The sequence below is a fragment of the Psychrobacter sp. C 20.9 genome (assembly GCF_001921765.1).
In the GTDB taxonomy this organism is placed as follows: domain Bacteria; phylum Pseudomonadota; class Gammaproteobacteria; order Pseudomonadales; family Moraxellaceae; genus Psychrobacter; species Psychrobacter piscatorii_B.
In genome coordinates this window covers 124,330-151,201 of sequence record NZ_MRYC01000008.1, presented here as the reverse complement: position 1 = coordinate 151,201, position 26,872 = coordinate 124,330, and the positions used below count along the sequence as shown (strand labels likewise).

Here is a 26,872-nt window from a genome sequence, read left to right as displayed (position 1 = left end):
GGAGTAAGTCATGGTCTTTATAATAACAATTAAGTTTGATAATTAGTTTATAACACTTTTAAGTGGGATTGGCTATAGTTTACAATGGGTTATCTTCATAAAAGTAGTCTAGCATAGTGCTTATCTACTACAGCCCCAAATAAATGTACAAAACAGATTGATAATACAGACAGAACTTGTAACACTTAAAGGGATATCTAGAAAATTTTATAAAAGGTATAACGCCCTTTAACTCGATCACAATGCCTGTAAAGTCAGTGCATTTATATTTTCTGCGGTAGCCCATCTATGGCTGTGTCGGTCTCTCATCTTGGATACAAAAAGCTCTCTCAAATGATTTTTGAGTGGCAAGCGGCTGACAGAACGTCATTGATGGCGTTATTTATTGTCATGGAAGTATCCTTGCATTGGCTGTGGTGTCTGTTCGTTTGGTGGCGACAAGATGCGCTCCATGCCTATGTCAATATGCACTATCTGTACCCGCTATGGCTGGGAATCAGCGTAATGGGTTTATTTTTCTTATGTATGGTCAAATATTTGCCGCACTCTGGAAGTAGGCGGGATATTTTAGACAGATGGCAAATCGCATTAGTACTGACCTATACGTTCTATATTGCTACCATCATCGTGGTGATAGGTTATAGCAGCTTGTTTGCTGGAGTATCGCTAGTTGGCGGTGCGATGCTTGGCATGATGCTCATCAAACGCCGCTATGCTTGGCGCATGTTTTGGCTACAAATCATACTTATGTTATTGGCCATTACCTCGCCTTATTTTGGTATCACTTTACCCAATCTGCGTCAGTTGACCGTTATCCACCCGTTACTAGAAACTCATAATTATTTGACTTACAACGAGATTATGGCGGTTGAAAATGCCGTTGCTGCTTCAGCGTTTGAAAATAATGTATTAAGTTGGGATAGTATCACTGAGATACAGCGTTCATCAGCTTTTTTTTGGCGCTCAACCCATTTATATTTAGCATTCCCGAAAGCGATTTTTATCGTTTATATATTTCGTGCTTTGCTATTAGTTTTAGATGATAGTCGGCAAGAAACCTTGCAGTATGCCAATCAAGATGAGCTCACGAAGCTAAAAAACCGTCGCTACGGCCTGAAGAAAATGAAGTATGCGTTGTCAACGGTACAAGACAATCAGGATTTGAGCGTGATGCTCTTTGATTTGGATTGGTTTAAACGCATCAACGATAACTATGGCCACGATGTGGGGGATCAAGTGTTGATCGAAATATCGCAGACGCTATTGCAGTCGTTATCAGATGAAACCATCATTAGCCGTTACGGTGGTGAGGAGTTTCTGGTTGTGCTACCAGATACGTCGCACGATAGTGCAATGGTGATTGCGGAGCAATTACGGCTTAGTATTGCTGAGCATATCATCAATGTCGGTGATGTGTTTGATTTTAGCGTGACAGCGAGTTTTGGGCTGTATACCTTGACCCATCAAGAAAGAGCTTGCATTGCCAAAAACTATAAATCTATTTTGGCAAAAAAAGCCCAGTCTCAATCAAGTGCATCACCTCTTATCAAGCCGATTGCTACTCAGCGCGCTGAGAGCCAAATGGCATTCATGCAAAAACTGCCTAGCGACATCTGCCAACGTTTGATTAGCACAGCAGATAAGGCTCTTTATGAAGCCAAGCACCGTGGACGCAATCAAGTCGTCAGTGCCAACCATATGTTTGCTGAAAAAAATGGTAGTATCCATTCACTCTACAAAAACCGCTAGCTGCCCCTCTGCGCTATCAATAACTCAATCATGAATCCATCTGCTGAACCAAACTTGCTAGCACGCTAGTGGCAAAGCTACCAGTGGTCAACGTAAAGCTCAATACCAATATCTGCTCATCCGACCACTCCCAGCTTAATTGCTCAATAGGCAGTCTTAACGGGCGTCTTTGTGCTTTGATATCACGCTGCTCCAATCCCGTTGCTAGCTGCATGAGTAATGGGCTGTGTTGTACAACTTCGTTTTCTAACGCGGCTGCACTGCCACTGACTTTATCGTTACCTGTACCCCACAATACGGCAGTTGGATGAATATCGCCGCTACTCATACGAGCGCGTAACGTATCGTCTATCTCCTCACTGGTAAATATCGACCCCGAACCATCCAGATTAAATACTTCCCCTGCTAGGCCAGCGTCCCAGCTGCCATTACGAACTCGCGCGGCTAGTATCTCATTGAATATCAAGCTACGGGCTGCCGACAGCTCCATCGTATTTTGTTCGCGCGGCGCACGTTTGCGTTTGCTCTTTTTGGGTTGCGGCTTTGGCTCGCGCGCTGGACGGGCAAATAGCGCCAACGCTTCTCTGACATTATTACCCTGACGACCAAAACGCTGTGGGCCAAAGTAGTTAGGCACACCTGTTTCATCGATGCGTGCTAAATGCTGCTCGACGCGTTGCTTAGCCGTCTGCTGAGTAGATAACGATTGCTCAGTTGATTCAGTGTTTTCATCATCATTCGTAAACTCAATATCACGCAAGGTAATGATAAATTGATTGGCACGGTGGGTACCGCGATTGAGCTTTTTATTATGCCAGTGCTGCGCGAGAATAACGACAGATTCATGCTCGCCAATATCTATCGCCGCAAACTCCGTAGGCGGCAACTGCTTTTTGGGTATACGCAGGCTAAACCACTGGGTCGTCACCGCATGACGATCCTTCAGTCCTGAGTAACCGACATCACGTAGCGGTATGTCTGCCCACTCTGACAAGAGTTTTGCCAGATACGCCGTGTTCATGCCTAGTTTTTTAATATGCAGCCATAGATGCTCACCTTCGTCGGTGAACTCTAGCGGGAGTATTTCATTGACCACAAATTCTGTGGCATCTGCTTTATAAGTGGCTTGCTTTATCGGTGGACGACTCGGCTGCGGTAAATTTGCGGTGTCAGTGACAGCGGCAATATCAATATCACTGAGATCAAAACTGTCGGCAGCCTGATTATTTGTATCGCTATCTGAGTCGCTATCTAAAACGGACTGAGGAGCAGAGTTGTTTTCAATATCGTTAGAGGTGTCTTGAGGAGTCATAAAATAGTCTTTTATTGTGTTTATTTATAATAAATGGAGATAGCAAAGACGCTGATAAAAACTAAGCAATTACGTTTTGCAACGCAGCAAGCATACAAAAAAACATCGTATATGCTGCGCGCTTGCTACTATCAATGCATAAAACATCAAAAATAATAAGGTAGGTTGAATCGCTCTGAATGGTTAGGGCTATTTTCAACTCGCTGTCATCAGGAACTCATTATAACTGTTAAGGAAGCATTATGACCAAGGCGATGATCAACACAGTCACGATAACAAAATCGGATATCCCAAATGGCGGTATGAAATCGTATAAGCAAGAAGACGATAGTATCATTTTAATCACTCGTGATGACGATGAGTTCCATGCGTTCGATGGCAAATGCCCACATGCTGGTGCAGATTTGGGCGATGGGTTACGCTGCGGTCATCGAGTGGTCTGTCCTTGGCATCATGCGAGTTTTGATAGCCGCGATGGGTCGTTACTAGAGCCGATAGCGACAGAAGGTTTGACGCAGTATGAGCTTATCAATGACGGTGACAGCGTGACGGTTGATACCTCAGCTAAGATAAACAAGTCAGTCGACAATGATAAATTGAATGATACGCATACGATCATCGTAGGTGGCGGCGGTGCTGGGTTTATGACCGCCAACCAGTTGCGCCAAGGTGGCTATGGCGGCAAAATCACCATGATTAGCAAAGATGACAAAGCTCCTTATAACCGCCCATTATTATCGAAAGCATTTTTGGCAGGGAACATGGATGAAGATAAGCTGCTACTAGGCGGGGCAGATTGGGCGAGTAGCAACGATATTGATCTGCACCTGAATCAAACGGTCAGCGAAGTATTGCCCAATGAGGCGACCATTGTCATAGAAAATGAAAACGGCACTAGCACGCGCCAGACAGCGGACTTCTTAGTGGTGGCAACAGGGGCGTCGCCGATCACTCCGCCTATCAAAGGAGCAGATATAGACGGCGTCTATACCTTGCGTAGCATGGCAGATGCCAAATTGATCAAAGCGGCCAGTCATGACCAGCGCGTGGTGATTATCGGTACAGGTTTTATCGGTATGGAGACCGCTTCGGCATTGGCACAAGCAGGCACGACTGCTTCTATTACCGTGCTTGGACAAGGCAACCGTGTGATGGGCAATATCGTCTCAGAAACGGTGAGTAACGCCTTAATTAAGCTACATGAAGAGAAGGGCATTAACTTTGTGTTTGACGCGACTGTCAATGAAATCACTAAGATTGAGTGTCAAGTGGACAAGGATGGAGATAGCAATAATCAGGCTTTCTCAAATGTGGGCGGTGTGACGTTGGCGAATGGCGAGCATATTGATGCTGATATTGTGGTCTTAGGTACAGGTGTGTCCCCGCGCACAGAGATATTGCATGAGGTCAATGATCCAGATGGTGTGCAAGTTGACGCTCATCTACAGCTGCGCGATGGTATCTATGCGCTCGGTGATATTGCCAAACCTACCAACCAAATGGATCGTATGCGTATCGAACATTGGCGCGTTGCATTACAACACGGTATGGTCACAGCCGCTGCGATATTGAACGATGATAAGGTCGATTCTCTAGAAGCGCGTATCCCGTTCTTTTGGACCATGCAATATGGCAAAAGCCTACGCTATAGCGGTCATGCGCCAACGCCCGATCACAATATCCTATTTGGTACGCCAGATACGCTCGACTATATCGAATATTATTTTGATGACGAAGGCGCGGATACACGTGCGAGTGCTGCAAGTACGCTTGGACGCGATAAAGAGCTGGTTGCTTTCTCTGAACTATTACGTCGAGGTCATGCACCAACGCGCGCACAGCTTAATGCAGGGTTTGATATGGTTGATCAGGCGCATGCATTATCGCGCTAGTACTATAGACAGATAAGTATTAGTATTTAAGCTGGCTTAGGAAACTAGGCCAGTTTTTTTATAAATAAAAAAGGAACACTATAATATGAATAAAAGTAATTTGAGCAAAGATGCCGTATTTTTACGTCAGGCTGACGCGAGTGATATTGGTGCACTTGAGCGGTTATTAAACTGCTGCTATCGAGAGACAGCGGGCTGGACCAATGAGGCTGACTTAGTCGGCGGTATCCGTATCACGCCAGAGGAGCTGGCGAGTACGATTAATAATCCCACACACTATCTGTTTGTCTATCCAAAAACCACGACAGGTGAGCGTGATGCAAAAGAGACAGGTGAAATACTTGGTTGTATCGCTGTCGATATAAAAACTGATGCCAACTCAAACAAAAAAGCCTATATCGGTATGTTTGCGGTGCATCCTGAACTGCAAGGGCAGGGCGTTGGCAATATGGTACTACAGGCTGCCGAGACTTTTGCCACACGACATCTGTTATCAACTGAAAATGGCACTGATAAACAGCCTGCACGCTTAACCATGTCAATCTTGAGCCATCGCCCTGAGCTTTTGGCTTACTATCAGCGCCGTGGCTATCAGTTAAATGGTAATAAAATACCGTTTCCCAACGATGGTAATAATGGCGAGCCAAAACGTGAAGATTTAGAGTTATTGGAGTTAGAAAAAAGGGTCAGTGCATAGCCCCTATCTTGATGGCCCCCAAAAATGCCCAAAAGTCATAAATAGCCCAATACTGAGTAAGATAAATGCCACAATGATTAAGCGCTTAAACCAATTAAAGGCGGCCAAGCGCGTGGCAGGGTCATCAGACATCAGATGAGCAAACAAAAACAATAAACTCGCTGCCAATGTCATGATGCCAATACCAATCGGTAATATAAACAAATACACCTGCCACACAGTCATCTCTCAACAGTCGTTATTACCTGCATCATAGCAGCAAGGGGATTGTGCTGTCTGCATTGAATGTCCAAAACTACCACTTGATATATCCCAAAGCGCGATCAAAACACGACGTGCCTATAAGCGTAGATAGACAAATATCGATAAATACAGTTGGGCGTTAAGTAATAATCATGTATCATTCAAGCAACACTTAAACAACACTGAGGTGACTGTGCGCTGCTTAACCAAACTGGTAACAATAACTCTATTCGCCCCACTATTTGTCGGCTGCTCTAATGCGCCATCTGACGACACGGTGGAACAATTGGTCGTCGCGCAATACGAACAGGCCAATAGCATTATGAATGATGCAATGGCCAATGCAGGCAATGATGAAATGGCAAAAGCCATGAGCGGTATGATGGAGGGCATGATGCCCAAGCTTGAAAGCGTCGAGGACATCAATTGTGATCAGGCTGGCGGAGAAAACACCTATATGTGTACCGCTGACATCACCCAGACTATCGCAGGCAATAGCCGTACCAATAGAACCAGCTTTAAAGTCTATCAAGTCAATGATGAGTGGGTGCTAGGTAACTAGGGCGTGTCATCAGTAAACGTATGTATTATCTAAAGACAAACCGCCGGCTATACAATCGCGCGGCGGCGATAAAACAACAGCCCAGGAATGGACAAGCCCAGTACCAATCCTGAGGTCACAAACAAGGCTTCGAATAAATACACCATCATTTGGCTAAACAGCTCATCTGAATAGCCAAAATAGCCTATCTGCACCATGCTCACCATCGCTTTATAAGCGGCGATACCCGGCATCATACAAATGACACTTGGGGAGATTAAAGCTTTGGGCGGTAAGGTATATTTTTTAGAAAAATACACGCCCAAAAAGCTAGCGAGCATTGCCCCAAAAAAGCTCGCGATCACCAGATGGACATGCTGATAGACAAGCGTTGTTTTAAATCCGAATCCCAGAGCGGTCATCAGCAAACACGGCAAAATATAGCGTTTGGGCACGCTGAACATCAGCGTCCAACCAAGGGTGATAATACATGACAGCACCACGGTTTCGATGAACCACATGTCAAAACCCCCAATGCTGTATTTGCAGTAACACCAGCGCCATCACGATGCCCACGCACGCGGATAAGGTCAGCATATAAGTAAAAACCGCACGTCCAATACCGATATTGACATAGCCCTTTAAGATATCGGACAAAGAGTTAATCAGCGGAAAGCTTGGAACTAGCAACAGCACGCTAGAGGCAACGGCGATATCGGCGTTATTGCCAATATCAAAATAATAGGTCGTCGCGCCAATGAGCGAGGCAATAAAAGCCGTCACGATGACGGTGATAAAAGGGTTAAAGTGATGCTTGGATAAATAGATACGAGTAAACATCGCCACCAGTCCCGCGATAAATGTCACCGCCGTAATCGACCAGCTACCACCATTTAGATAAGCAAACGCCGCACATGACGCACCAACAAATATACTGACTAGCCATGTCGGATATACCGTTTTATCCAACTCATCAAACGCAAGCGTTGTGCGGTCAATCAACTCATTGCGATCGACAGTAGCTTCGGTTTTATTGACGATTTGCTGGATTTGTACCAATAAATTGACATTGATGCTCTGATTGATCGTATCTCGGGTGGTGGTGATACAGCGCTCATTACAGATAGTCGTCAAAGTGATCGCATTAAAATTTAGCGAACACTCGACGCTACTCATTCCCAATGCAAACCCCAAACGCTTCGATAAGTCCACCACCACGGCAGACTCAGCGCCATACTGCATAAGCAGTAATCCGCAGCGCACGCAGAGTCGAGTAATGCGCTGTTGCTGTACGTAGCTGATAGAGGTCATTGGAGGAATATGCATATTGGCTGCGATATCGATATGGATAGAGGTAAAGATAGCATAACTTGCCTTGCTTATTTGCTACTATTATAAAGCGTAAACCACTGTCACAAGGAGAATAAAATGCATATCGTCATTCTAACTTTGACCTTTTCTTTACCTGGCTGTAGCTCATTAAAAGAAAAACGCCAACGAATGGGCGGATTACATGCGCGATTTGGTAATACGCCAAGCGTCGCCGTCTGTGAGAGCGGCGCGCGCGATCGCCATGATGCTAGCGAATGGACATTCGTTATAGTCGGACTCTCTAAACGGGACATCGAGTCGCAATGCAGTCAGATCGAAGAAAAAATAGAACGCACGGTAGATGCGCGGGTGATGAATGTGGAGCGGGAGTTTATTTAGGTTGAGGTGTTTTATACATTAACTCCGAAAAGTATCTAACTTGTAGATTGGGTGTCGCAAGCTTCACTCAGCCTGCGACGGATTTAATGTTAACTATGAATAATGCAAGGTAGGTTGGTGTCGAGGAACGAGACCCAACAAGATAGTTTTGGGTAATATGAATCGTTGAGTTTTCTTCGTCAACCCATCCTACGGGCTGCAAAAAACTATTTATCTAAGTTTTCAGTCAAGTTATTAGTATAGTTAAGCCAGTCTTGAATCGGTACCTTACTATGTGAATTATATTTAATTTGGTCATTTAAAATATTAAGAATCCATTGTCGAACCTCAGCCTTATTACTTAGATTAGGATGTAGTAGAATAGATAATATAAAACGTTTACGCTCTCTTGAATCAAAGCCAGTATCAGACCATATAATTTCGCTTAATATCTCTTGATCAAGTTTGCTTAAGAACATCTCATCATTATCATTACAGCCCTTATGCTGATAGTAGCGCTGAAATATATCTTTAATAGAGTTTTTACCTATAGAATTAAGCTCGTGAGCGGCGATAGTATTTTTAACAAAATCGTAGTATCTTTCATGATCAGATCTACCAAAAAAATACCAGCTATCTAAGTCAGTAATTCCATTATGTTGGTTGATTTTAGATACAATATGCTCTCTAACTTTTTTATCGAAACTTGCCGCCCATTCTTCCTTACTGTAATCTTGTAAAACTTTATAATAAAAACTTAAATTATTAAGATTCTCTCTTCCTATTCTCTCTTTAGCAACTTTGTACCAACGTTCAATAAAATCTTTGCTAGGATTTAGGCTATGATACTCCGTCAAGAGTTGATCATGTTGGTGATCATTTAAAATTTTTGCTTCAGTCATGATATCAGAATCGATTAAAGACTTAGTTTGGTCATCATTAATTGATAGATCTTTTACTAGACTGACAATCACTTCTCCCCAATCCCTAATTAAAAATCGTTCAGTCAATGGTTTAAAAAAGTCATCAATCTTTAAGCGGATATCCTTCTTGAGTTGTTTCTCTTCATTGGAAGCTTTAGCTTTATTAGTATTCCCTACAAAATAATCATCGCTTAATGCAAGTGCGTTCTGACTACAGTGTTCTACAAACTGATCGAATGTGAGTCCTCCATAAATTAGATTAGGCATGTCATAAGCTAATCGAATAATTAAGATTGAATCCAATATCTGTCGTTTACTTACTAAACTCAAAGTGTCAGGTAGATTTTTTGTTAATGTATAAAATGTTTCAATAACGCGTTGATAAAACCTTATATTCTTAATACCCATCACTTGATAGAATTTATTGTATGTCGCAAATAAGTCATTGTCGTTGACCAATTTTTCTATAGCTGTCAAAGACTCATCTAAAATAAGTACTTCATCAAACACCTTTTCTTTATATTCTTGGAATTGCTCATTTGCTTCGACATCATGTAATATCACTAATACCTTACAGTTTTTTTCTAAGCTTAAATGATTGACTAAACCCATAACGTCTTTAATATCTAGATTCTCAGACAGCCGTTCAATATCGTCAATACAAATTAATGTGTCTCCGATAAGACTAGACATAGCGCTGCTTATCATACCTTTACTGAGAGACAAAGTGACGCCTGTACCTTCGAGTTTTGGCAAATCTATAGCCTCTAAACTTTTTTTAAAAATACCTTTGAGACCAGAAAGATAGTCTTTTTTTTGAGTAGTCTCATGGGTGCTAAGTGCAATTTCAAATTTCAACGCTTCTATTGAATCTATACCGAAAAGAGAGACATAGGAATATTTGTTAACACCTAAATTTATATGGTTTTCCTCGTAGAAGTCATTCCAAAAGCGCGTCTTACCAATACCCCATTCACCAGTCAGAGCAATAGCAAATGAGCTTTCTTCATCGATCAAGTCTACAAGTCTTTTCTCAAGATTTGCTGCATTTGCCATCGCTGTTTACCTTACAGATGTTTTTAAAATAATAATTATATTAACACCGAACCTGAGGCTTACCCAACAAAAAAGCCACTCCCAAAAGAGCAGCCTTTAAATTAAAACCAAACAATTAACTAAACTAACCCGCCTCAGACACTGCCTGCGTAAGCATCGGCTTCAAAAACTCACCCGTGTGCGAGCCCTCGACTTCCGCTACTTCCTCAGGCGTACCCTCCGCGATGATCATACCGCCGCCTTTACCGCCTTCAGGGCCAAGATCAATCACCCAATCCGCGGTTTTGATGACATCCAAGTTATGCTCAATGACCACGATGGTGTTACCTTTATCGCGTAGCGCATGCAAGATATTAAGCAGCTTATCAATATCATGGAAATGCAGGCCAGTGGTCGGCTCATCCAAGATATATAGCGTCTGTCCCGTATCGCGTTTGGCAAGCTCACGCGCCAGTTTGACTCGCTGCGCTTCACCGCCAGATAGGGTCGGTGCAGACTGACCCAAGCGAATGTAGCTCAGTCCCACATCCATCAACGCTTGCAGGCGACGATAGATCGCTGGAATCGCCGAGAAGAACTCAGTGGCGTCCTCTACCGTCATCTCGAGCACGTCAGCGATGGTTTTGCCTTTATAGTGAATCTCTAAGGTCTCGCGGTTATAACGCTTGCCTTCACAGGTGTCACACGGCACATACATATCCGGTAAGAAATGCATCTCAACTTTGATGAGACCGTCGCCTTGGCACATCTCACAGCGTCCGCCTTTGACGTTGAAGCTAAAGCGCCCAGCTTTATAACCACGTGCGCGGGCTTCTGGTGTCTGGGCGAACATCTCACGCACGGGAGTGAAGACGCCAGTATAAGTCGCAGGATTGGAGCGCGGGGTACGACCAATTGGGCTTTGATCGATATCGACCATTTTATCCAAATGCTCAAGACCGCTAATGCTGTCATGCTTATCCGCGATAAGGGTAGACGCATTGTTTAAGTGAGTCGCTGCAATCGGCATCAAAGTGCGGTTAATCAAGGTTGATTTGCCCGAGCCGGATACGCCAGTGACACAGGTCATCACACCGACTGGCAAGCTCAGATCAACGTCTTTTAAGTTGTTACCTGACGCGCCTTTTAGCTCGATCGTCATTGGCACCTGCTTTGGTTTGGCTTTACCTTTGGTCTCAACTTCCATAGTCTTGGCTTTATGCCGTAATTTTGGGATTTCGATTTTTTTCTCACCAGACATATATTGTCCGGTCAGCGAGTCTGGGGTCGCCATGATCTCATCGATCGTACCTTGAGCGATGATATGACCGCCATGCACGCCTGCGCCGACACCGATATCGATGACGTGATCGGCTTGACGTATGGCGTCTTCGTCATGCTCAACGACCAGTACCGTATTACCCAAGTCACGCAGGCGTGTTAAAGTTTTAAGCAAGCGGTCGTTATCACGCTGATGCAAGCCAATGGACGGCTCATCAAGGACATACATCACGCCCATGAGACCGGCACCGATTTGGCTGGCAAGACGGATACGCTGTGCCTCCCCGCCCGATAACGTCTCAGCAGAGCGAGCAAGGGTCAAATAATCGAGGCCAACGCTGACCAAGAAGTTTAAGCGCTCATTAATCTCTTTAAAGATTTTTTCCGCCACTTCGCCTTTATGACCGCCAATCTTTAAGGCCTTATAATAGTCAGCAGCATCACCGATAGATAGCTTGACGATATCGGCGATGGTCTGCTCATCGACACGCACGTTGCGCGAGATTTCATTGAGACGCGCGCCATCACAGACATTACAGGTAGTATCAGCCAAATATTTGGCCAGCTCATCACGTACAAGGTTACTTTGCGTTTTGGCATAACGGCGCTCAAGATAGGGCAATATGCCTTCAAAAGGAACGGTTTTATTGGTTTTACGTCCGCGCTCATCGGTAAAGTTAAAGGTGAGCTTCTCTTTACCTGAGCCGTGCATGATGATGTCTTGATGCGCTTTGCTCAGGTCTTGCCACGGCATATCCATATCGATATTAAAATGCTTACAGACCGTGCTCAGCAAACCAAAATAGTAGGCATGACGTTTATCCCAACCATTGATCGCGCCTTGATTAAGCGATTTTTCATGGTGAGTAATAAGTTTTTCAGCAGCGAAATACTGACGCTTACCGAGTCCATCACAAGTTGGGCAAGCACCGTAGGGGTTGTTAAAACTAAACATGCGCGGCTCAAGCTCAGGTACAGCGCGATCACAAATCGGACAGCTGTGCTTGGCAGACATCACTTGATTATCAGAGCCGCCCTCAGTAGGATTACCATCCATAAAGTGCAGCGTCACTAGACCTTGTCCCAAACGTAGCGCGGTCTCCAAGCTCTCAGCGACGCGGTTACCTAAGTCATCACGTACTTTAAAGCGGTCAACCACCACTTCGATGGTGTGCTTTTTCTTTTTATCCAGTGTTGGTAGCTCATCGGTATCGTACACGTCGCCATCGACACGTACACGGACAAACCCTTGACCGATCAATTGCTCAAGCAGCACTGTATGCTCTCCTTTACGCTCACGCACTACTGGCGCAAGGATCATAAGCTTGGTCTCATCAGGGAGTGCCATAACCTGATCGACCATTTCGGTCACCGACTGCGCCACCATAGGTTCGCCATGCTCTGGGCAATAAGGCGTACCGATACGCGCGTATAATAGACGCAGGTAATCATAAATCTCAGTAATCGTACCGACCGTTGAGCGTGGATTATGGTTGGTCGATTTTTGCTCAATAGCAATTGCCGGGGATAGACCTTCGATGCTATCGACTTCAGGCTTTTCCATCTGCGATAAGAACTGGCGCGCATAAGCGGACAAACTCTCGACGTATCGGCGTTGTCCTTCGGCATATAGCGTATCAAAAGCCAAGGACGATTTACCAGAACCGGATAAACCAGTAATCACCACGAATTTATCTCGTGGAATGTCTAAATCAATGTTTTTTAAATTATGAGTACGTGCGCCGCGTATTGCGATATGGTCATGTGCCATCGTTTATGGGTTTCCTATTTGCTAAAAGAGTATTGGAAATATCTCAAATGAAAAGGTAAATACAGATCAGTAAAATTATTGGTTAAAAACGCGAATGATTTCTAAATTTATAATGTCGTTACAAATAGCTCTGTTATAAAAAATATGGTTATAAATAGTGCTTTTATAAAGTGTTCATACGTTCGTGAAGTAAGGGCTATACATGCCAATTTACTGTTTTCTTATTTTGCAGTCTTTGATGCGATTGATTTCTGTTCGACTAAGCAAATCTAAATCAAATACCTGTTAAGTAACAGGCATCGTTTGTTATGGTTTTGACCAAAAATGTCATTTTACGGAGGAGTTTGTCGTTTGAACTGTCGTTCGAGCTAATGAATAATAATGTTTACAACGCCTTACTTTATTGTTATGGCGACCGCATTATTCAAGGTGTGATTGCGCATCTGACGCAGTTGGTAACAAAATAATTGCGTAATATGAATGGCTTGGGTTGATGCGCTATAGGCGGGGGCGTCAGTAAGACAAAAGTCTCGGCAACCAAACGGCGAATGTCTTATACTAGGGGGCTTGATTTATAGGCCAGTGTCTTGATAAACCAGTAGTGATAAATCATGGTGCAGTACAAGTACCAGCAGTGAAAAAACAGCAATGATCAATCAGTGAGGCAAGTATGAATAGCGTAGAGAAACGGGCAATCCTCGGAGTCGGTGGCATCTTTGCCTTGCGTATGATTGGCTTGTTTATGATTGTGCCGGTGTTTTCTGTTTATGGTGACAATTATGCACACGCGACGCCGTTTTTGATTGGCTTGGCCGTTGGTATTTATGGACTAGGACAAGCGATCTTTCAGATACCGATGAGCCTTGCCGCCGATAAGTTTCCGCGTAAGCCGATTATCATGCTTGGTCTGATACTGTTTGCAGTCGGCGGCATGATTGCAGCAAATGCGACGGATATCTATGAAGTGATCATTGGTCGAGCGCTGGCAGGCAGTGGCGCGGTCTCTGCGGTGCTCATGGCATTGCTTGCCGACGTCACCCGCGAGGAGATGCGCACCAAGGCAATGGCGACGATGGGCTTGACTATTGCTACCTCCATCATGCTCGCCTTTGCCTTTGGGCCGTTATTAGTAGGCTCGCTTGGTATCTCTGGTCTATTTTGGCTGACGGCAGGATTTGCTATTTTAGCGATGCTGCTACTTTTTGTCGTACCCACGCCAATGCGCGTGCTCAAGCACAATCTAGATAACAAATCGATCGGTGAGCAACTCGCTACCGTGCTCAAAATCGGCGACTTAAACCGTTTGCACTTTGGAATTTTTGCGCTGCATTTGACCATGACAGCGATATTTGTGATCTTGCCGCATCAGCTCACAGAGGTGATGGGTCTATCGGTACGTCAGCAAGGCTTGGTCTACTTGCCGCTATTGTTTGTCGGCTTTGCCGTCGCCATTCCCTTTATTATCATCGCTGAAAAGAAGCGTAAAATGCGCCAAGTCTTTCTAGCTGCTATCGCCTTAATGACTGCAGCCTTGGCATTGTTGGCCTTGGGTAGCCAAGTCGGTGTCGGTATTATTGTAGGTTTATTGCTCTATTTTATGGGTTTTAACTTACTTGAGGCCACTATTCCATCTTGGATATCCAAGCGCGCCCCAGTCGCCAATAAAGCCACGGCGATGGGGCTTAATTCATCTAGCCAGTTCTTAGGTGCGTTCGTTGGTGGCGCGATGGGCGGGCTGCTATTGAATCAGTCTAACTTGCTGGCATGGGGGCTGTTGTCACTTGTCATGGGCATCGCATTGCTGCTGATTATACCCATTGCCCAGCCACCTTATCTGTCGAGCACGACAGTAACCATTCCTAAAAACATCAATATCCAAGATTGGTCTCGGCAGATGCTAGCAGTTGATGGCGTGGATGAGCTGGTCGTTATGGCAAAAGAACAGGTCGCTTATTTAAAATTAGACAAGACTCAACTGACGGATGATTCACGTCAGCAGTTATCGAGCTTGGCGCAAAGTCCGTTAGATATTTAATAAAATATATAACAACTTTATGCTCATAGTTTTATATAGAGATAAAGCCAGATAGCAAAAAATGCCCAGACAGCAATCTCATAAACCATCAGTATCAATAAGTAGAAACTAACTATTTATCTCTGTTTAAAAGGAATTAATATGAGTAAGTTTAATAAGCTGGCGATAGGTTTTGGACTGTCAGCCACGCTACTGACATCTGGCTGTGCCACGCAAAATATTCAAGCCTATCAGAACACCACACCAACGCTTGATATGCATAAGTTTTTCTCAGGTCAAATCGGGGGGTGGGGCATGTTCCAAGGGCGTGATGGTGAGGTCAAAAAACGCTTTTATGTCGATATCGATGCGACTCACGAAGGCGATGATGTCATCATTCTGGACGAAAAATTTTCGTGGGCAGATGGGTCAAAATCGCAGCGTATATGGCGACTGACTGAGAAAAGTAATGGACGCTGGATTGGTACAGCAGGCGACGTTGTTGGCGCGGCAACCGGCGATGTGGTAGGCAATACCCTGAATTGGGATTATGTATTAAATCTGCCAGTCGAGGACAAAACCTACAAAGTGAATTTTGACGATTGGATGTATCTCATTAATGACGATGTCATGCTCAATCGTTCAGTGATGACAAAGTTTGGCGTCGAGTTAGGAAGTGTGACATTAAGTATGCATCGCAAGAACTCTTCCTTTAAATTACGTGATAGCAATCAAGGTGCTAACCAGAATTGATATAGTTTGAAGGTGTTCATCAGCGTTTTAAAATGGCAAAATAACAGCATCTTTATCTATTAAAATTTTAAATCTTAATTAATATGTCTAGGCGACATTTGTTGTCGTATACTAATAAAACCTGCTAGATATTTAAACAAAAATTGGTTAAAGTAAAATCATATCATTGATAGGAATCATTTTTTCTATCGAATAATTATTCATAAGTAAAAGGACGGTATCATGCGCGGAGTTAATAAAGTTATCATCATCGGTAACCTTGGAGCAGACCCTGAGGCGCGTCAATTTAATAATGGTGGGAGCGTGACTAATATCTCGGTTGCGACATCTGAGCAGTGGACGGATAAACAAAGCGGTGAAAAAAGAGAAGCGACAGAGTGGCATCGTATCTCACTGTTTAATCGTTTGGGTGAAATCGCTGCACAGTATCTGCGTAAAGGCAGTAAGGTCTATATCGAAGGCAGCTTGCGTACGCGTAAGTACCAAGACCAGAACGGCCAAGACCGTTATATCACTGAGATTCGTGCTGAGCAAATGCAGATGCTTGATGGTATGAGTGGTGGCCAAAGCGATAATGGAGGCTTTAGTAACAATCAAGGTGGACAGAACTCAAACAGTTACGGCAACCAAGGCGGTCAAAGCAACCAAAATAATTTCGGTCAGCAAGTAGGTAGCCAGCCAGCACAGCAAGGCGGCTACAATAACCAACCGAGTGGCGGTCAGAACAGCTTTAATAACCAAAATGCACCTGCGCCGCAAAATCAGTTTAATCAACCCGCGCAATCTAAGCCTACGGCAATGTCAGATGGCCCTGTAGACGATGATATCCCGTTTTGAGGAATACATGATTAAGTAATGTTGATTAAGTTAGATAGAGCCTATGTAAATAGGCTCTTTTTTTGTTTAAAAGATAAAGATTTGAACAAGTATCTTTGAATTAAAAATCCCGTTAATAGCGGGGTTTTTTAGTTTTTATGAATAAATTATTAGAAAATTACCTATATGTTTATATTCACGCGATATCAGAGATTAAGTATCAAATAATAGACTTACTTATTGTTATTTTACTAATAAAAAACAAAACTTATGTTTATTTTTTTATTATGCTATTAAAGGCTGGAAATATATGCGATTACTATTGAGTGGTTTATCAAGGAAGTGTGGTTATTCACTGTTGTATATAACCGTTATTTTTTAAAAGCGTTGTTGCCATTATTTTTATTTTCAATTTTTATATTGAAATTTATAAAAACTACCTTTCATACCTTATATAAACCGCTTGTGCTATCCAATTCAATTAGTGCTAACAGTCTATTAATGACATTGATATACTCTATTTAATTAAATAGTGTAGCTGACTTTAAGCGCCAAAGTTGCATGTAAAGAATCAGTTAACAATCACTTTGAAACTATTAGAGTTTGGCCATGTCTGGCTGAAAAGAACAAAAATTATCTGGGTCGGCGTCTTATCAGTAAGGTGCCTACCTTGCTGTCAATACTGAGTATAAAGAATGAACTACGGTGACGTGTTTCGCAAAAGCGATTTAGGTAGAGCAGAAATAAAGTCTCAAAGTCTCGGTATATTGCCGCGAGAAGCGAGAACATTGCTGATTATGATTGATGGAAAGCGCACGTATCAAAGCTACCTTGATACGCTCGATAATAGCAAAATTTTTGCTGATTTTGGCGGTATCGGGCCTTTATTTGAATTGCTTTTAGAGCTTGAGTGTATTGAACTGATTGGTGCTGCTAATTCTGGTTCTCAAATTCAAACAGCGCCTCAGGTATCTCCTGTAACCGAAACATCTACTATCTCTCAAGTGCCAGTTACTGAGCAACCTCAATCTACAGACAACTCATTTGATGTCAGTACTGAGATAGAGTTCGATCGTACTTTTAATAGCAAACCGCCAAGCAAAATTGCAGAGTCTGGCAAAAAGTCTATCGGTAGTATGTTGAAGGCAAAAGTTGCTGGTGCCAACTATGGAACCCTTAAATCTGACTTGGCGACCTACATTGAAAAAAATGCACCACCTGCAGAAGCTTGGGGCTATTTACTGAGTCTAGAGCAGTGTGAGGACAGCGCGCAATTATTACTGTTGGCACAAGAAGTACAAAAGAGCAGTAACGCGAATCTAGCACGTGGTATGAGCAAATTTATCAAAAGAATCCAGCCGTAGTTATTAGCACAAGTATCCATAGCGTACTAAACACAATTTAGCCGTTTTGCTTTATGCCTTTAACAAATCAATTGGGAAATTTTATGAAAACCGTCGATATTGTAGAATCAAATCGCTTAAAAATGCGACATGGTGAGCACATCATTTTGCGTCTGACTTATATCAGCCGTTACAACACATAATGCTAACGGTGAGGTCACTCGCATTCTTGAGCAGGCTCAGCAAAACAATGAGCGCAATGGTATTACGGGTGCTTTGGTGTTCAACCACAACTACTTTTTGCAAAGCATTGAAGGGGCTAGGCCCGTCATCAATGCGTTACTGAGAAAGCTGGTCCAAGACGAGCGTCATCATTCCCTGCAAGTCATAGAGTGCCGTGAGGTTGAGCAGCGTCATTGGAACAAATGGTCAATGAAGTACTTGATTCCAAGTGAAGAGAACAAAGGACTAGCGTTAAAATTCTCGACAGGAAGTGAGTTCAATCCTTACTTAATGAGTACCAATCAAATCACGATGCTGATTGATACATTATCTGAGCTGCAAGAGCAACAAGCAAAGAGTGACGTGCAGACCATTCAGAAGAAAAAACCTTGGTACGATTTTAGCTAGTCCATCGATACTGATAACCAGACCTGCACCCATGACACTTGTATGAGAGAAAAGCTATGAACTCAGTAACGACAGATGCACACATTTTAATCAGCATGACCTATGCCAGCCGCGCAAACCCAAATGTATCGGCCAAAGATTTCAATGAAATACTACAGCAAGCACAGATAAATAACGCTGCTAATGGTATCACTGGGATGCTCACGTTCAATAAAGATTATTTTTTGCAGACGATAGAAGGCCCAAGAGCGCAAATTAATCGATTGCTATACAGTCTCATTTCCGATGAGCGTCATCACGACCTACAGATTATTGACACACGTGAGCTAAAGCATAGGGAGTGGGCGAAATGGTCGATGAACTATGCGTCTCCGACCGAAGAGAACGCCGCAATCTATTTAAAGTACTCTACGACTATTGGTTTTAACCCTTACCTGCTAAATGCTGTATCTGCTCATGGGTTGATGAATGAGCTGAGTGCACAAAAAGGCTAAATAAAAGTCGTTAGGGTTTAGACAAGCATTCGTTCGCAAGCTCATATAGTGAAACCATTATAAAAATGGTATAGCAAGATTAAACGCTATTTTTCGCAGCCTCTGGAGACGCAGTCACAGCAAGCAAGAAAAGTAGCATTTAATCGAGCGCGTTTCCTATGCTGTATCAATTTTATTGAGGTTCTACTATATGCTTTTGCTACAGCGCCTAATTATTAGATGTTAATAAATCAGATTTATTAATATAGTGTATTAATGAATATTATTTTATTAAAAAATGAAAAAGTACTAATATTCAGGGAATACCGCATTTAAGAAACACTATAGAAAATAGAAATTTGTTGAGTTAAGTTTCGATAAGTAATTATTGTCGATAGCCATTTGCTATATAAGGTATAATGAATGCTTGTGTTTGCCAGCAATATTTTTATTATTCATGTTTATTAAAATAATTATGAATAATCTTTGATTAATCAAAAATCAAATTAACCCTTAAAAACTATTAATTTTTTAATAATGAATGAGTCATCATTCAGGTATCTCAATAGGTACAATGTCTCTATTGAGGTGATATTTTTTATCCGACAGTTGGACTTACTATGAGTAAAAATAACGCAATTGATTTAGATAACTTAAACGTAGATGAACTACGTGCCATCAGCGAAAATGCACAGCAGCTTATTGCCAAAAAACAGCATCAGCGTTTGTATGATGCTTATATGCAGTTTGAGCAAATTGCAGAAGACAGCAACGCTACGATTGAAGAGATCTTAAAAGCTGGTGAAAAACTAGAGAAAAAACGCAGTATTAAGTATCGCAATACTGATAACAAGGAAGAAACTTGGACTGGTCGCGGACGTAAGCCAACATGGTTGGTTGAAGCGCTAGCAGCAGGTCGTGACCTTGAAGATTTTGCTATCTAACTAGGCTATCTAATTAGATAGTTTCGAGTCGTAACACAGTACGAGACGGAGCTTATCAGTCTTATGGATAATGGTTTATTTACAATCATTTAGTCATAAGCACTGAAGCTTTGCAAAATAAAAAAGCCAGTATCTCTATTGCCAATATTTTGGTAAAAAGATACTGGCTTTTTTTCTGTCATCTATAGGTCATTGTTTGTTATGATAATGACGTTTTTGTCTTATATAAGAGTTGTGCAACCGTGGCCCAAGTATCTGAGTTGTCTCATAAGCGTCCCCGCAAGCTTTGGTGGCTGATCGGATTTGTATTGTTTGCCTTATTTGCTGTATTGCAAATGCCAGCGGCATGGCTAATCCAAAAGTATGCACCCAATACGCCTTATGTGCAGCATGTGTCTGGCAATGTATGGCAGGGCTCTGCCATTTGGCAAATTCCTATATCCTCGACGCCGCTCACAGGTATGGCCGAATGGTCATGGCAGCCATGGCAACTGCTCACAGGAAAGCTTGGTGTTGATGTGACTATCAACTCAGAGCAAACGAGGTTAAACGGACAGGTAAAACTGGGTTTAAACTCATGGCAAGTTGATGATATGAGCGGAAAGATTGCTCCTGAGACTTTGGCAAGTGTGGTTGATTGGCAACTGCCTAACACACCCATTCAAGTCAATGGCGTTTCGTTAAAGCGTCAGTCTAGCGACAATGCATCATCGGAATCAGCTGAGAATGAGTCTGCTAAAAATGCGGCGGGATTTAGTGAAGCTGATGGTCAGTTGACCTGGGTTGGCGGTGAAGTCGGCTATCCAAGTGGGGGTAAGGTTTTTTATATTACTATGCCTGCATTGCGAGCTGAGCTGAGTGCTGAGCAAAAGAACAATAAAAATCTGCTGCACATCAACCTATTGAATAATCAAGATAAGCGCTTAGGCGATCTGTATATAGACGGGGACAACATGCTAGATGTCAGTCTGACTCAGCGCCTATTAGAAAACATGCCTGAATACAAAGGGCAAGCACCGCAGGATACACCAGTCGTTAGTGTGCGCCAGCCACTGCTCACTGGTCTGGGGGCGCCCTAAATGTCAAATATTGCTGCAAGTCTAAAGCCTGTTGTGAATACTCTCAATCGTTTTTCAGGGTGGTTGTTGCTACTGGCAATTGCTTGGCTATGTTGGACAGCGGCGCGTCTTTTGTGGTTACTATTAGCAGCGCCCTTAGCACCAGCATTGCCGCTAGCCCCTTTGCAAAACAATACAAAGTCTGCCAATGACTATAGTGGTTTGTTTGCGATATTTGCTGATCCTGACCCTATTGCAGCGGCAGTCCAGCCACCACCCAATGTTGAGCTTAAAGGCGTACTACTCGCCATACCGGAGAGCATGTCTTCAGCGTTGCTTAACATTAATGGTGAGGTAAAAAATTACCGAATTGGTGATGGACTAAAAGACAGCGACTATATTCTTGTCGCTGTTGATTGGAATTCGGTTATTATCGCGGATGCCAATGATAAAGAAACAGTGATTAGCATGCCAGATGCTATGCCGCTAGATCAAAGTGACATGCTGGCAGGCGGCGTCAGTAATCAGCGTTTGCCGGACAATAGTATGTTACCGACTGCGCCTCAGACACTACAAGATACGCCGCCTGAACCGACAGAGACGAATAGTGAAAGCAGTCCGCAAACGGCGATTGAAGAGGCGGTCACCGCGCTGCAAGAAAATCCTGCCAGTTATTTGAGTAGAATGGGGGTGATGGCCTCAGGTGAGAGCTACCAAGTCACCGCAGCGATGCCATCAAAATTACGCAATCGACTCGGACTAGAGCCAGGCGACAAAGTGTTGACAGTAAACGGGCAAAACGTAGGTAACAACCCTGCTCAGGATGCAAGCGTATTACAGCAAGTACAGCAAGCAGGCGAAGCACAAATCGAGGTTCAACGTGGTGAGCAAGTTATTACTATCCGTCAACAGTTCTAATAAGACGGACTTTTAGCAAAGAGTGCTCGTTAAAAACTCAGTACATATGACGCAATATCACTGTAGGTAATTATCAATATGGTAAGTTTTCATCAATTTTCAGCCACACCGTTACACCGTATCCTGCCGCGTTTGATGCGCCTGTTTCGTCCTCTTTGCCTAGCGGTACCCTTATGGGCTGCTAGCATGGGTCTAGCGAGTGCTGAGAGCTGGAAGGTCAACTTGCAAGATGCCGATATTAAAGCCTTTATTAATGAAGTGGCAACCATCACCGACCAAAACTTTGTCCTTGATCCTCGTATCAACGGCAATGTGACGGTCATCTCGAACAAAGCCTTATCGCGTGATGAGATTTATCAGCTGTTCTTAAGTGTGATGCAAGTCAATGGGATTGCAGCGATAGAGTCAGGTACGACGATCAAACTGGTGCCAGATAATGTCGCCAAGCAGTCTGGTGTCGCCGTTGACTTGCGCGGCAATAGCGTCGGTGAGTCGCTCGCAACCCGAGTGATTTATTTGACGAATACTCAAGCGGCAGAAGTATTGGGCGTTATAAGACCTTTGATGCCGCAGTCTGCACATGCCGCCGCTGTGCCTGGTGTAAATGCGCTGGTACTATCAGATCGTGCGGATAGTCTGAACCAACTTACCGCACTTATCCGTGATTTAGACAGCAACGTTAATGACAGTCTGCAAGTGATACCACTACGCCACGTCGATGCCGAACGTATGATGGAGTTAATCAGTGCCTTGGTGGCAAGCGCTGGTAGCGGACAAGCACAAGGTGGTAATAATCAGCTCAAAGTGATTGCTGATTCGTCCAGTGATAGGTTGCTGGTCAAAGGCAGCCCTGAGATGATTGCCAAGGTTCAGGAAATGGTTAATCAACTAGATACCACACCGACAAGACGATTAAGTGGGTTACGTGTCTTTCGCCTAAAGTATGCCAGTGCTAGCCATATTGCCGATATGCTACGAGGCCTTTTGGCCAATCAATCGATTAATAGCGCTGGAGCCACCTCAACGTTAGAGTCCGCTTCTTTAAATGATGCAAGCAGTACAGGGGCAACCATTAACAGTGCGGCGAGTGAGAGTATTGGTAGTAGCAGTAGTACATCAGTTGTGCCTGCTAGCAATACCAGTGGTGCGGGCACAGGCGTTGGTGGCCGACCTTTTAGTATCATCGCTGACGAGACACAAAATGCCGTTATCGTCAATGCTGCCCCTGAGCTCATGTTTGAGATTGAAGATGCGGTCAACCAATTGGACAGTCGCCGCGCACAAGTCTTAATTCAAGCTGCTATCGTCGAAGTTTCAGGCGATGATGCAACCCAGCTAGGCGTTCAGTGGGCGCTTGGTAATGCCAATAGTGGCTATGGCGTCGTCAACTTCAATAATGTCGGTGCTAGTGCGACCACTTTGGCCGCTGCCGCATTGGGTGGTAGTGCTGCTGCGGGCGCCGCAGGTATTAGCTCCGCTGCCAGCTCTATCGTTGGTGCATTGGTTGGGATTGGCGATAGCCGAAAAGACAGTCAGGGTAATACGGAATTTTATGGTGCCATTTTGCAGGCACTCGACTCTTCTACCAGTGCCAATCTATTGTCCATGCCGTCTATTTTGACATTGGATAATGAAAAGGCCAGTATCTTGGTTGGTCAAAACGTACCTTTTGTCACAGGTTCTTATACTACTAGTGGTAACAACTCAAACAACCCTTTCCAGACCATTGATCGTCAAGATATTGGTATCAATCTTAACGTTATCCCTCATATTGGTGATAATGGCACCGTACGTTTGGAGGTCTCACAAGAAGTATCTTCCGTCGTACCAGGTACTACTGGCAATGCTAGTGGTTTGACTACCAATAAAAGTCTCATTAATACAACGATTTTAGCCGATGATCAGCAGACCATCGCCCTAGGTGGTTTGATGCGTGACAATAGCACCACACGCCAGCAAAAAGTTCCGGGCTTAGGAAATGTACCAGTGATTGGCAGGTTGTTCCGCTCTGACAATGACAGTACTCAAAAGAGTAACTTGATTATATTTTTGCAGCCAACCATCTTACGTGATGGCGGCGCGGTCGCCAGTGTCACAGAGCGTAAATTTAACCAGATGCGTGTACTGCAATTGGTCATCGATAAAAATGGTACGATCAAACAGCTCCCGTTGAGCGGAACACAGGGCTGGGATGGTAATGTCGATGCAGACTATGAATTGATGCCGCTCAACCCCCTTATTCCTAAGCGCGATCAAACACCCAGATCAACCCCTCAAGGATTTACCAAGGTAGATAGTCCCAACGATGGTATGACGACATATCCTCTCAATCGTTAAAGCAGTTATTAACCACCACTTTAAACAATTGATATATTCAATCAGCACAAGCCAATGTACGATGTAATAAATAAACGTTACATCGTATATTGGCTTGCGTATTCGTAACACAGCTAAACAGAGCGACCGTCGTATTTTACGTATACTAAACTTTAGTGAGATAAAAATAGGTATGCACATTTATATCCATAAAATTGGTGCTGTATCAATAGGTAGAGACAGTTATGGCAAATCATAAAAGGGGTAAAAGTTGGCTGGTCTTGGGTGCTGTGGCCACCGCCTTATTGATTATTCCTCGGCGTAGTAGTCGAAAATCCGATAAGGTGACTGACACTAATATCGCAAATTTAAAAAATAAGAATGCTTATCACGGGGATAAGGATACCCAGTAGGGGCGCATAGCGCTTTATAGTAAACGCTGCATCGCTTGAATAAGCTGTTACTACAACCATTTGTATAATATGATGGTTGATAAAGTATTTTGCTAAACACGTTGTTTTTGGAGTGTATTTATGTCTGGTCCTGAGTCATCGACTAAGGTAAAACAAGTATCAACCAGTATGTATCCCCTTATCGATACACATACACATTTCGACGCGCCAATATTTGATAATGATCGAGAGCAACAGGTTCAAAAAGCTTACAACCAAGGCATTCGGCATCTTGTGCTCGTGGGCTATTTATATCAGCACTTTGAGCGTATGTATGACACTAAGCAGTTGATCGATAAGTTATCAAAGCGTTTTGGCATAGACACTGGCGAGCATAACGAGTCTGATTTCTGTACCCATATTGCGCTAGGCTTACATCCTTTTTATATCGAGCAGCATACTGATGCTCATTTGATAGAATTGGCACAAATGGTTGCTGACCGTCGACCATTAGCCATTGGTGAAATAGGCTTGGATACCTTTACTGATGCAATGAAAGAGCCTTTTGTTTTTGATAAACAAAAGCGGTTCTTTGAGGCGCAGCTAGATATCGCTGTGACCCACCAGTTGCCCGTAATGCTTCATATTCGTAAGGCGCATGCCGAAGCGCTCGCTATATTAAAAGCGCACGAATACGATGCTCACACATTGGGCGGTATTGCGCATAGTTTTAGTGGTGGTGAACAAGAGGCCAAAGCTTTTGTAAAACTAGGGTTCAAGCTGGGTGTTACAGGTCAGGTGACCAATCCGAACGCCAAAAAACTGCGCCGTGCTATTCAAGCCGCTGTGGATACATATGGTATTGAGTGCTTGGTGATTGAGACAGACTGTCCGGACATGACTCCGATTATGTGTCAAAATTCAAATAGTCAGCATTCAGCCGTTGGACAAAGCCCAGACAATGAATGGGAGGCAGCCCACGCACATGATAGGAATATTCCTGCTAATTTGCCTTGGGTATTGTCGAGTTTAAGTGAATTATTGGGTGTCTCACAGGATAAACTTGCTAAGCAGTTATGGCAAAATAGCTGCGATGCCCTAAAAGTAAACTGGGCCTACCCAACATAATTATTAAACTTATACTTAAAAGATGAAGTAAGCACAGTCAAAATATTTAAAAAGAGTATTTAAAAAGCTATGAATGAAACCAGACAAATTGAGCACCCAGTCGTAGAGCCAGTCACTACCGAATATGATAATGTACAAGCTAGCGTAGATGAAAAAAATGAGCAGTATGACCGCCGCTTTCAAGGTACGCGCACGCTTTATGGCACATCAGCTGTCAATACGTTTGCAGCGTCGCATGTTTATATCATTGGGGTAGGCGGTGTTGGTTCTTGGGCGGCAGAAGCGTTGGCACGTACGGCAGTCGGAACCATTACTTTAATTGATTTGGACGTGTTGGTGGCCTCTAATGTCAATCGGCAGCTACCGGCGCTAGACAGTACTTTTGGTCAAAGCAAAATTGAGGCAATGGCGACACGTATTAGAGAGATCAATCCTAAAGTCATCTTAAATCTCGTTGATGATTTCTTGACCGTCGAAAACGTCGCAGCGCTACTGCCGAGTCGCCATCAAGCGAAAGCAGCCGCTGATCAAGGTAGACCTACTGTAATTTTAGATTGCGTCGATGATATGAATGCCAAGCTGGCGATTGCCCTACATTGCCGTTTTAATAAATTAAAGCTGGTCTGTGCAGGTGGTGCAGGTGGTAAGATAGATCCAAGTCAAATAAGAGTGAGCGACTTGCGCGACAGCTATCAAGATCCATTGCTTGCCAAATTGCGTAACAAGCTGCGCCACGAAAAAGGCATCAATAGCGCGCTAAAAGAGAAGTTCGGTATCAAATGTGTTTATTCTACCGAGCCACCACATGTGGATAAGAGCTGCCAAGTAGGCGGGCTACAATGTGGTGGTTATGGGTCGGCAGTGGTCGTCACATCGGTGGTCGCAATGATTATGGTGAATGAAGCGTTACAATTATTGATAAAGCAGACGAGTCACCAATCGAGCGTCTGATAT

At 43.6% G+C, this 26,872-nt stretch carries 23 protein-coding genes; 17 read left to right on the top strand and 6 right to left on the bottom strand.

Annotated elements, in window-relative coordinates:
- Positions 1-288: 288 nt before the first annotated feature.
- Positions 289-1,749, top strand: coding sequence for a diguanylate cyclase (locus tag BTW00_RS07350; protein ID WP_083603597.1), 1,461 nt, complete (start codon positions 289-291; stop codon positions 1,747-1,749).
- A gap of 28 nt (positions 1,750-1,777) precedes the next feature.
- Here the strand turns inward: BTW00_RS07350 and truD are convergent, their stop codons facing one another.
- On the bottom strand, positions 1,778-3,061 hold the full coding sequence (gene truD, locus BTW00_RS07345; RefSeq protein WP_083603596.1) for a tRNA pseudouridine(13) synthase TruD: 1,284 nt from the start codon (positions 3,059-3,061) through the stop codon (positions 1,778-1,780).
- A 242-nt stretch (positions 3,062-3,303) separates the two neighbouring features.
- Between truD and BTW00_RS07340 the strand changes: the two genes are divergently transcribed.
- Both BTW00_RS07340 and BTW00_RS07335 read left to right on the top strand, forming a co-directional pair.
- Positions 3,304-4,953, top strand: coding sequence for an FAD-dependent oxidoreductase (locus tag BTW00_RS07340; RefSeq protein WP_075106868.1), 1,650 nt, complete (start codon positions 3,304-3,306; stop codon positions 4,951-4,953).
- 85 nt (positions 4,954-5,038) lie between these two features.
- Positions 5,039-5,650, top strand: coding sequence for a GNAT family N-acetyltransferase (locus BTW00_RS07335; RefSeq protein WP_075106867.1), 612 nt, complete (start codon positions 5,039-5,041; stop codon positions 5,648-5,650).
- A gap of 3 nt (positions 5,651-5,653) precedes the next feature.
- Here BTW00_RS07335 and BTW00_RS07330 read toward each other — a convergent pair whose 3' ends face one another.
- Complete coding sequence (locus BTW00_RS07330) at positions 5,654-5,875, bottom strand: hypothetical protein (protein WP_075106866.1); 222 nt, start codon at positions 5,873-5,875, stop codon at positions 5,654-5,656.
- Positions 5,876-6,086: 211 nt separating this feature from the next.
- Between BTW00_RS07330 and BTW00_RS07325 the strand changes: the two genes are divergently transcribed.
- The gene (locus tag BTW00_RS07325; RefSeq protein ID WP_256714028.1) at positions 6,087-6,455 is read left to right on the top strand and encodes a hypothetical protein; all 369 of its coding nucleotides are present in this window, start codon (positions 6,087-6,089) and stop codon (positions 6,453-6,455) included.
- Between the two features lie 47 nt (positions 6,456-6,502).
- Here BTW00_RS07325 and BTW00_RS07320 read toward each other — a convergent pair whose 3' ends face one another.
- Both BTW00_RS07320 and BTW00_RS07315 read right to left on the bottom strand, forming a co-directional pair.
- Positions 6,503-6,955 carry a threonine/serine exporter family protein gene (locus BTW00_RS07320; protein WP_075106865.1) on the bottom strand — a complete coding sequence of 151 codons (453 nt, stop codon included), beginning with the start codon at positions 6,953-6,955 and terminating at the stop codon, positions 6,503-6,505.
- Between the two features lies 1 nt (position 6,956).
- Entirely contained in the window at positions 6,957-7,745 is a 789-nt protein-coding gene (locus tag BTW00_RS07315) for a threonine/serine exporter ThrE family protein (protein WP_075106879.1), read from the bottom strand.
- Positions 7,746-7,862: 117 nt separating this feature from the next.
- Here BTW00_RS07315 and BTW00_RS07310 point away from each other — a divergent pair, with 117 nt between their 5' ends.
- Positions 7,863-8,144, top strand: a complete 282-nt coding sequence (locus BTW00_RS07310) for a DUF503 domain-containing protein (RefSeq protein WP_075106864.1) — start codon at positions 7,863-7,865, stop codon at positions 8,142-8,144.
- A 206-nt stretch (positions 8,145-8,350) separates the two neighbouring features.
- On the opposite strand, the gene BTW00_RS13915 is transcribed toward BTW00_RS07310, so the two are convergent.
- Both BTW00_RS13915 and uvrA read right to left on the bottom strand, forming a co-directional pair.
- On the bottom strand, positions 8,351-10,102 hold the full coding sequence (locus BTW00_RS13915; protein WP_075106863.1) for a P-loop NTPase fold protein: 1,752 nt from the start codon (positions 10,100-10,102) through the stop codon (positions 8,351-8,353).
- A 124-nt stretch (positions 10,103-10,226) separates the two neighbouring features.
- Positions 10,227-13,133 carry an excinuclease ABC subunit UvrA gene (uvrA, locus tag BTW00_RS07300; protein WP_075106862.1) on the bottom strand — a complete coding sequence of 969 codons (2,907 nt, stop codon included), beginning with the start codon at positions 13,131-13,133 and terminating at the stop codon, positions 10,227-10,229.
- Between the two features lie 670 nt (positions 13,134-13,803).
- Between uvrA and BTW00_RS07295 the strand changes: the two genes are divergently transcribed.
- The 12 genes from BTW00_RS07295 (at position 13,804) to BTW00_RS07240 (ending at position 26,869) form a co-directional block, all read left to right on the top strand.
- A complete protein-coding gene (locus BTW00_RS07295) occupies positions 13,804-15,168 on the top strand; it encodes an MFS transporter (RefSeq protein WP_075106861.1) in 1,365 nt (454 codons plus the stop codon).
- Positions 15,169-15,309: 141 nt separating this feature from the next.
- Positions 15,310-15,900, top strand: coding sequence for a DUF3833 domain-containing protein (locus tag BTW00_RS07290; protein ID WP_075106860.1), 591 nt, complete (start codon positions 15,310-15,312; stop codon positions 15,898-15,900).
- A 222-nt stretch (positions 15,901-16,122) separates the two neighbouring features.
- On the top strand, positions 16,123-16,737 hold the full coding sequence (ssb, locus tag BTW00_RS07285) for a single-stranded DNA-binding protein (protein WP_075106859.1): 615 nt from the start codon (positions 16,123-16,125) through the stop codon (positions 16,735-16,737).
- 674 nt (positions 16,738-17,411) lie between these two features.
- Positions 17,412-18,080: a hypothetical protein gene (locus tag BTW00_RS07280; protein WP_075106858.1), complete on the top strand. Its 669-nt coding sequence runs from the start codon at positions 17,412-17,414 to the stop codon at positions 18,078-18,080.
- A gap of 159 nt (positions 18,081-18,239) precedes the next feature.
- Positions 18,240-18,689, top strand: coding sequence for a BLUF domain-containing protein (locus BTW00_RS07275; protein WP_305956140.1), 450 nt, complete (start codon positions 18,240-18,242; stop codon positions 18,687-18,689).
- Between the two features lie 56 nt (positions 18,690-18,745).
- The gene (locus BTW00_RS07270; protein ID WP_075106857.1) at positions 18,746-19,183 is read left to right on the top strand and encodes a BLUF domain-containing protein; all 438 of its coding nucleotides are present in this window, start codon (positions 18,746-18,748) and stop codon (positions 19,181-19,183) included.
- A gap of 599 nt (positions 19,184-19,782) precedes the next feature.
- On the top strand, positions 19,783-20,106 hold the full coding sequence (locus tag BTW00_RS07265; RefSeq protein ID WP_058025603.1) for an H-NS family nucleoid-associated regulatory protein: 324 nt from the start codon (positions 19,783-19,785) through the stop codon (positions 20,104-20,106).
- Between the two features lie 242 nt (positions 20,107-20,348).
- On the top strand, positions 20,349-21,185 hold the full coding sequence (gene gspN / locus BTW00_RS07260) for a type II secretion system protein N (RefSeq protein ID WP_083603595.1): 837 nt from the start codon (positions 20,349-20,351) through the stop codon (positions 21,183-21,185).
- Positions 21,186-22,082, top strand: coding sequence for a type II secretion system protein N (locus BTW00_RS07255; RefSeq protein WP_075106856.1), 897 nt, complete (start codon positions 21,186-21,188; stop codon positions 22,080-22,082).
- Between the two features lie 78 nt (positions 22,083-22,160).
- Positions 22,161-24,419 (top strand): type II secretion system secretin GspD, encoded by a 2,259-nt coding sequence (gspD, locus tag BTW00_RS07250; RefSeq protein ID WP_075106855.1) that lies wholly within the window; start codon positions 22,161-22,163, stop codon positions 24,417-24,419.
- Between the two features lie 560 nt (positions 24,420-24,979).
- On the top strand, positions 24,980-25,918 hold the full coding sequence (locus BTW00_RS07245) for a TatD family hydrolase (RefSeq protein ID WP_075106877.1): 939 nt from the start codon (positions 24,980-24,982) through the stop codon (positions 25,916-25,918).
- Between the two features lie 69 nt (positions 25,919-25,987).
- Positions 25,988-26,869 carry a ThiF family adenylyltransferase gene (locus BTW00_RS07240; protein WP_075106854.1) on the top strand — a complete coding sequence of 294 codons (882 nt, stop codon included), beginning with the start codon at positions 25,988-25,990 and terminating at the stop codon, positions 26,867-26,869.
- Positions 26,870-26,872 lie beyond the last annotated feature (3 nt).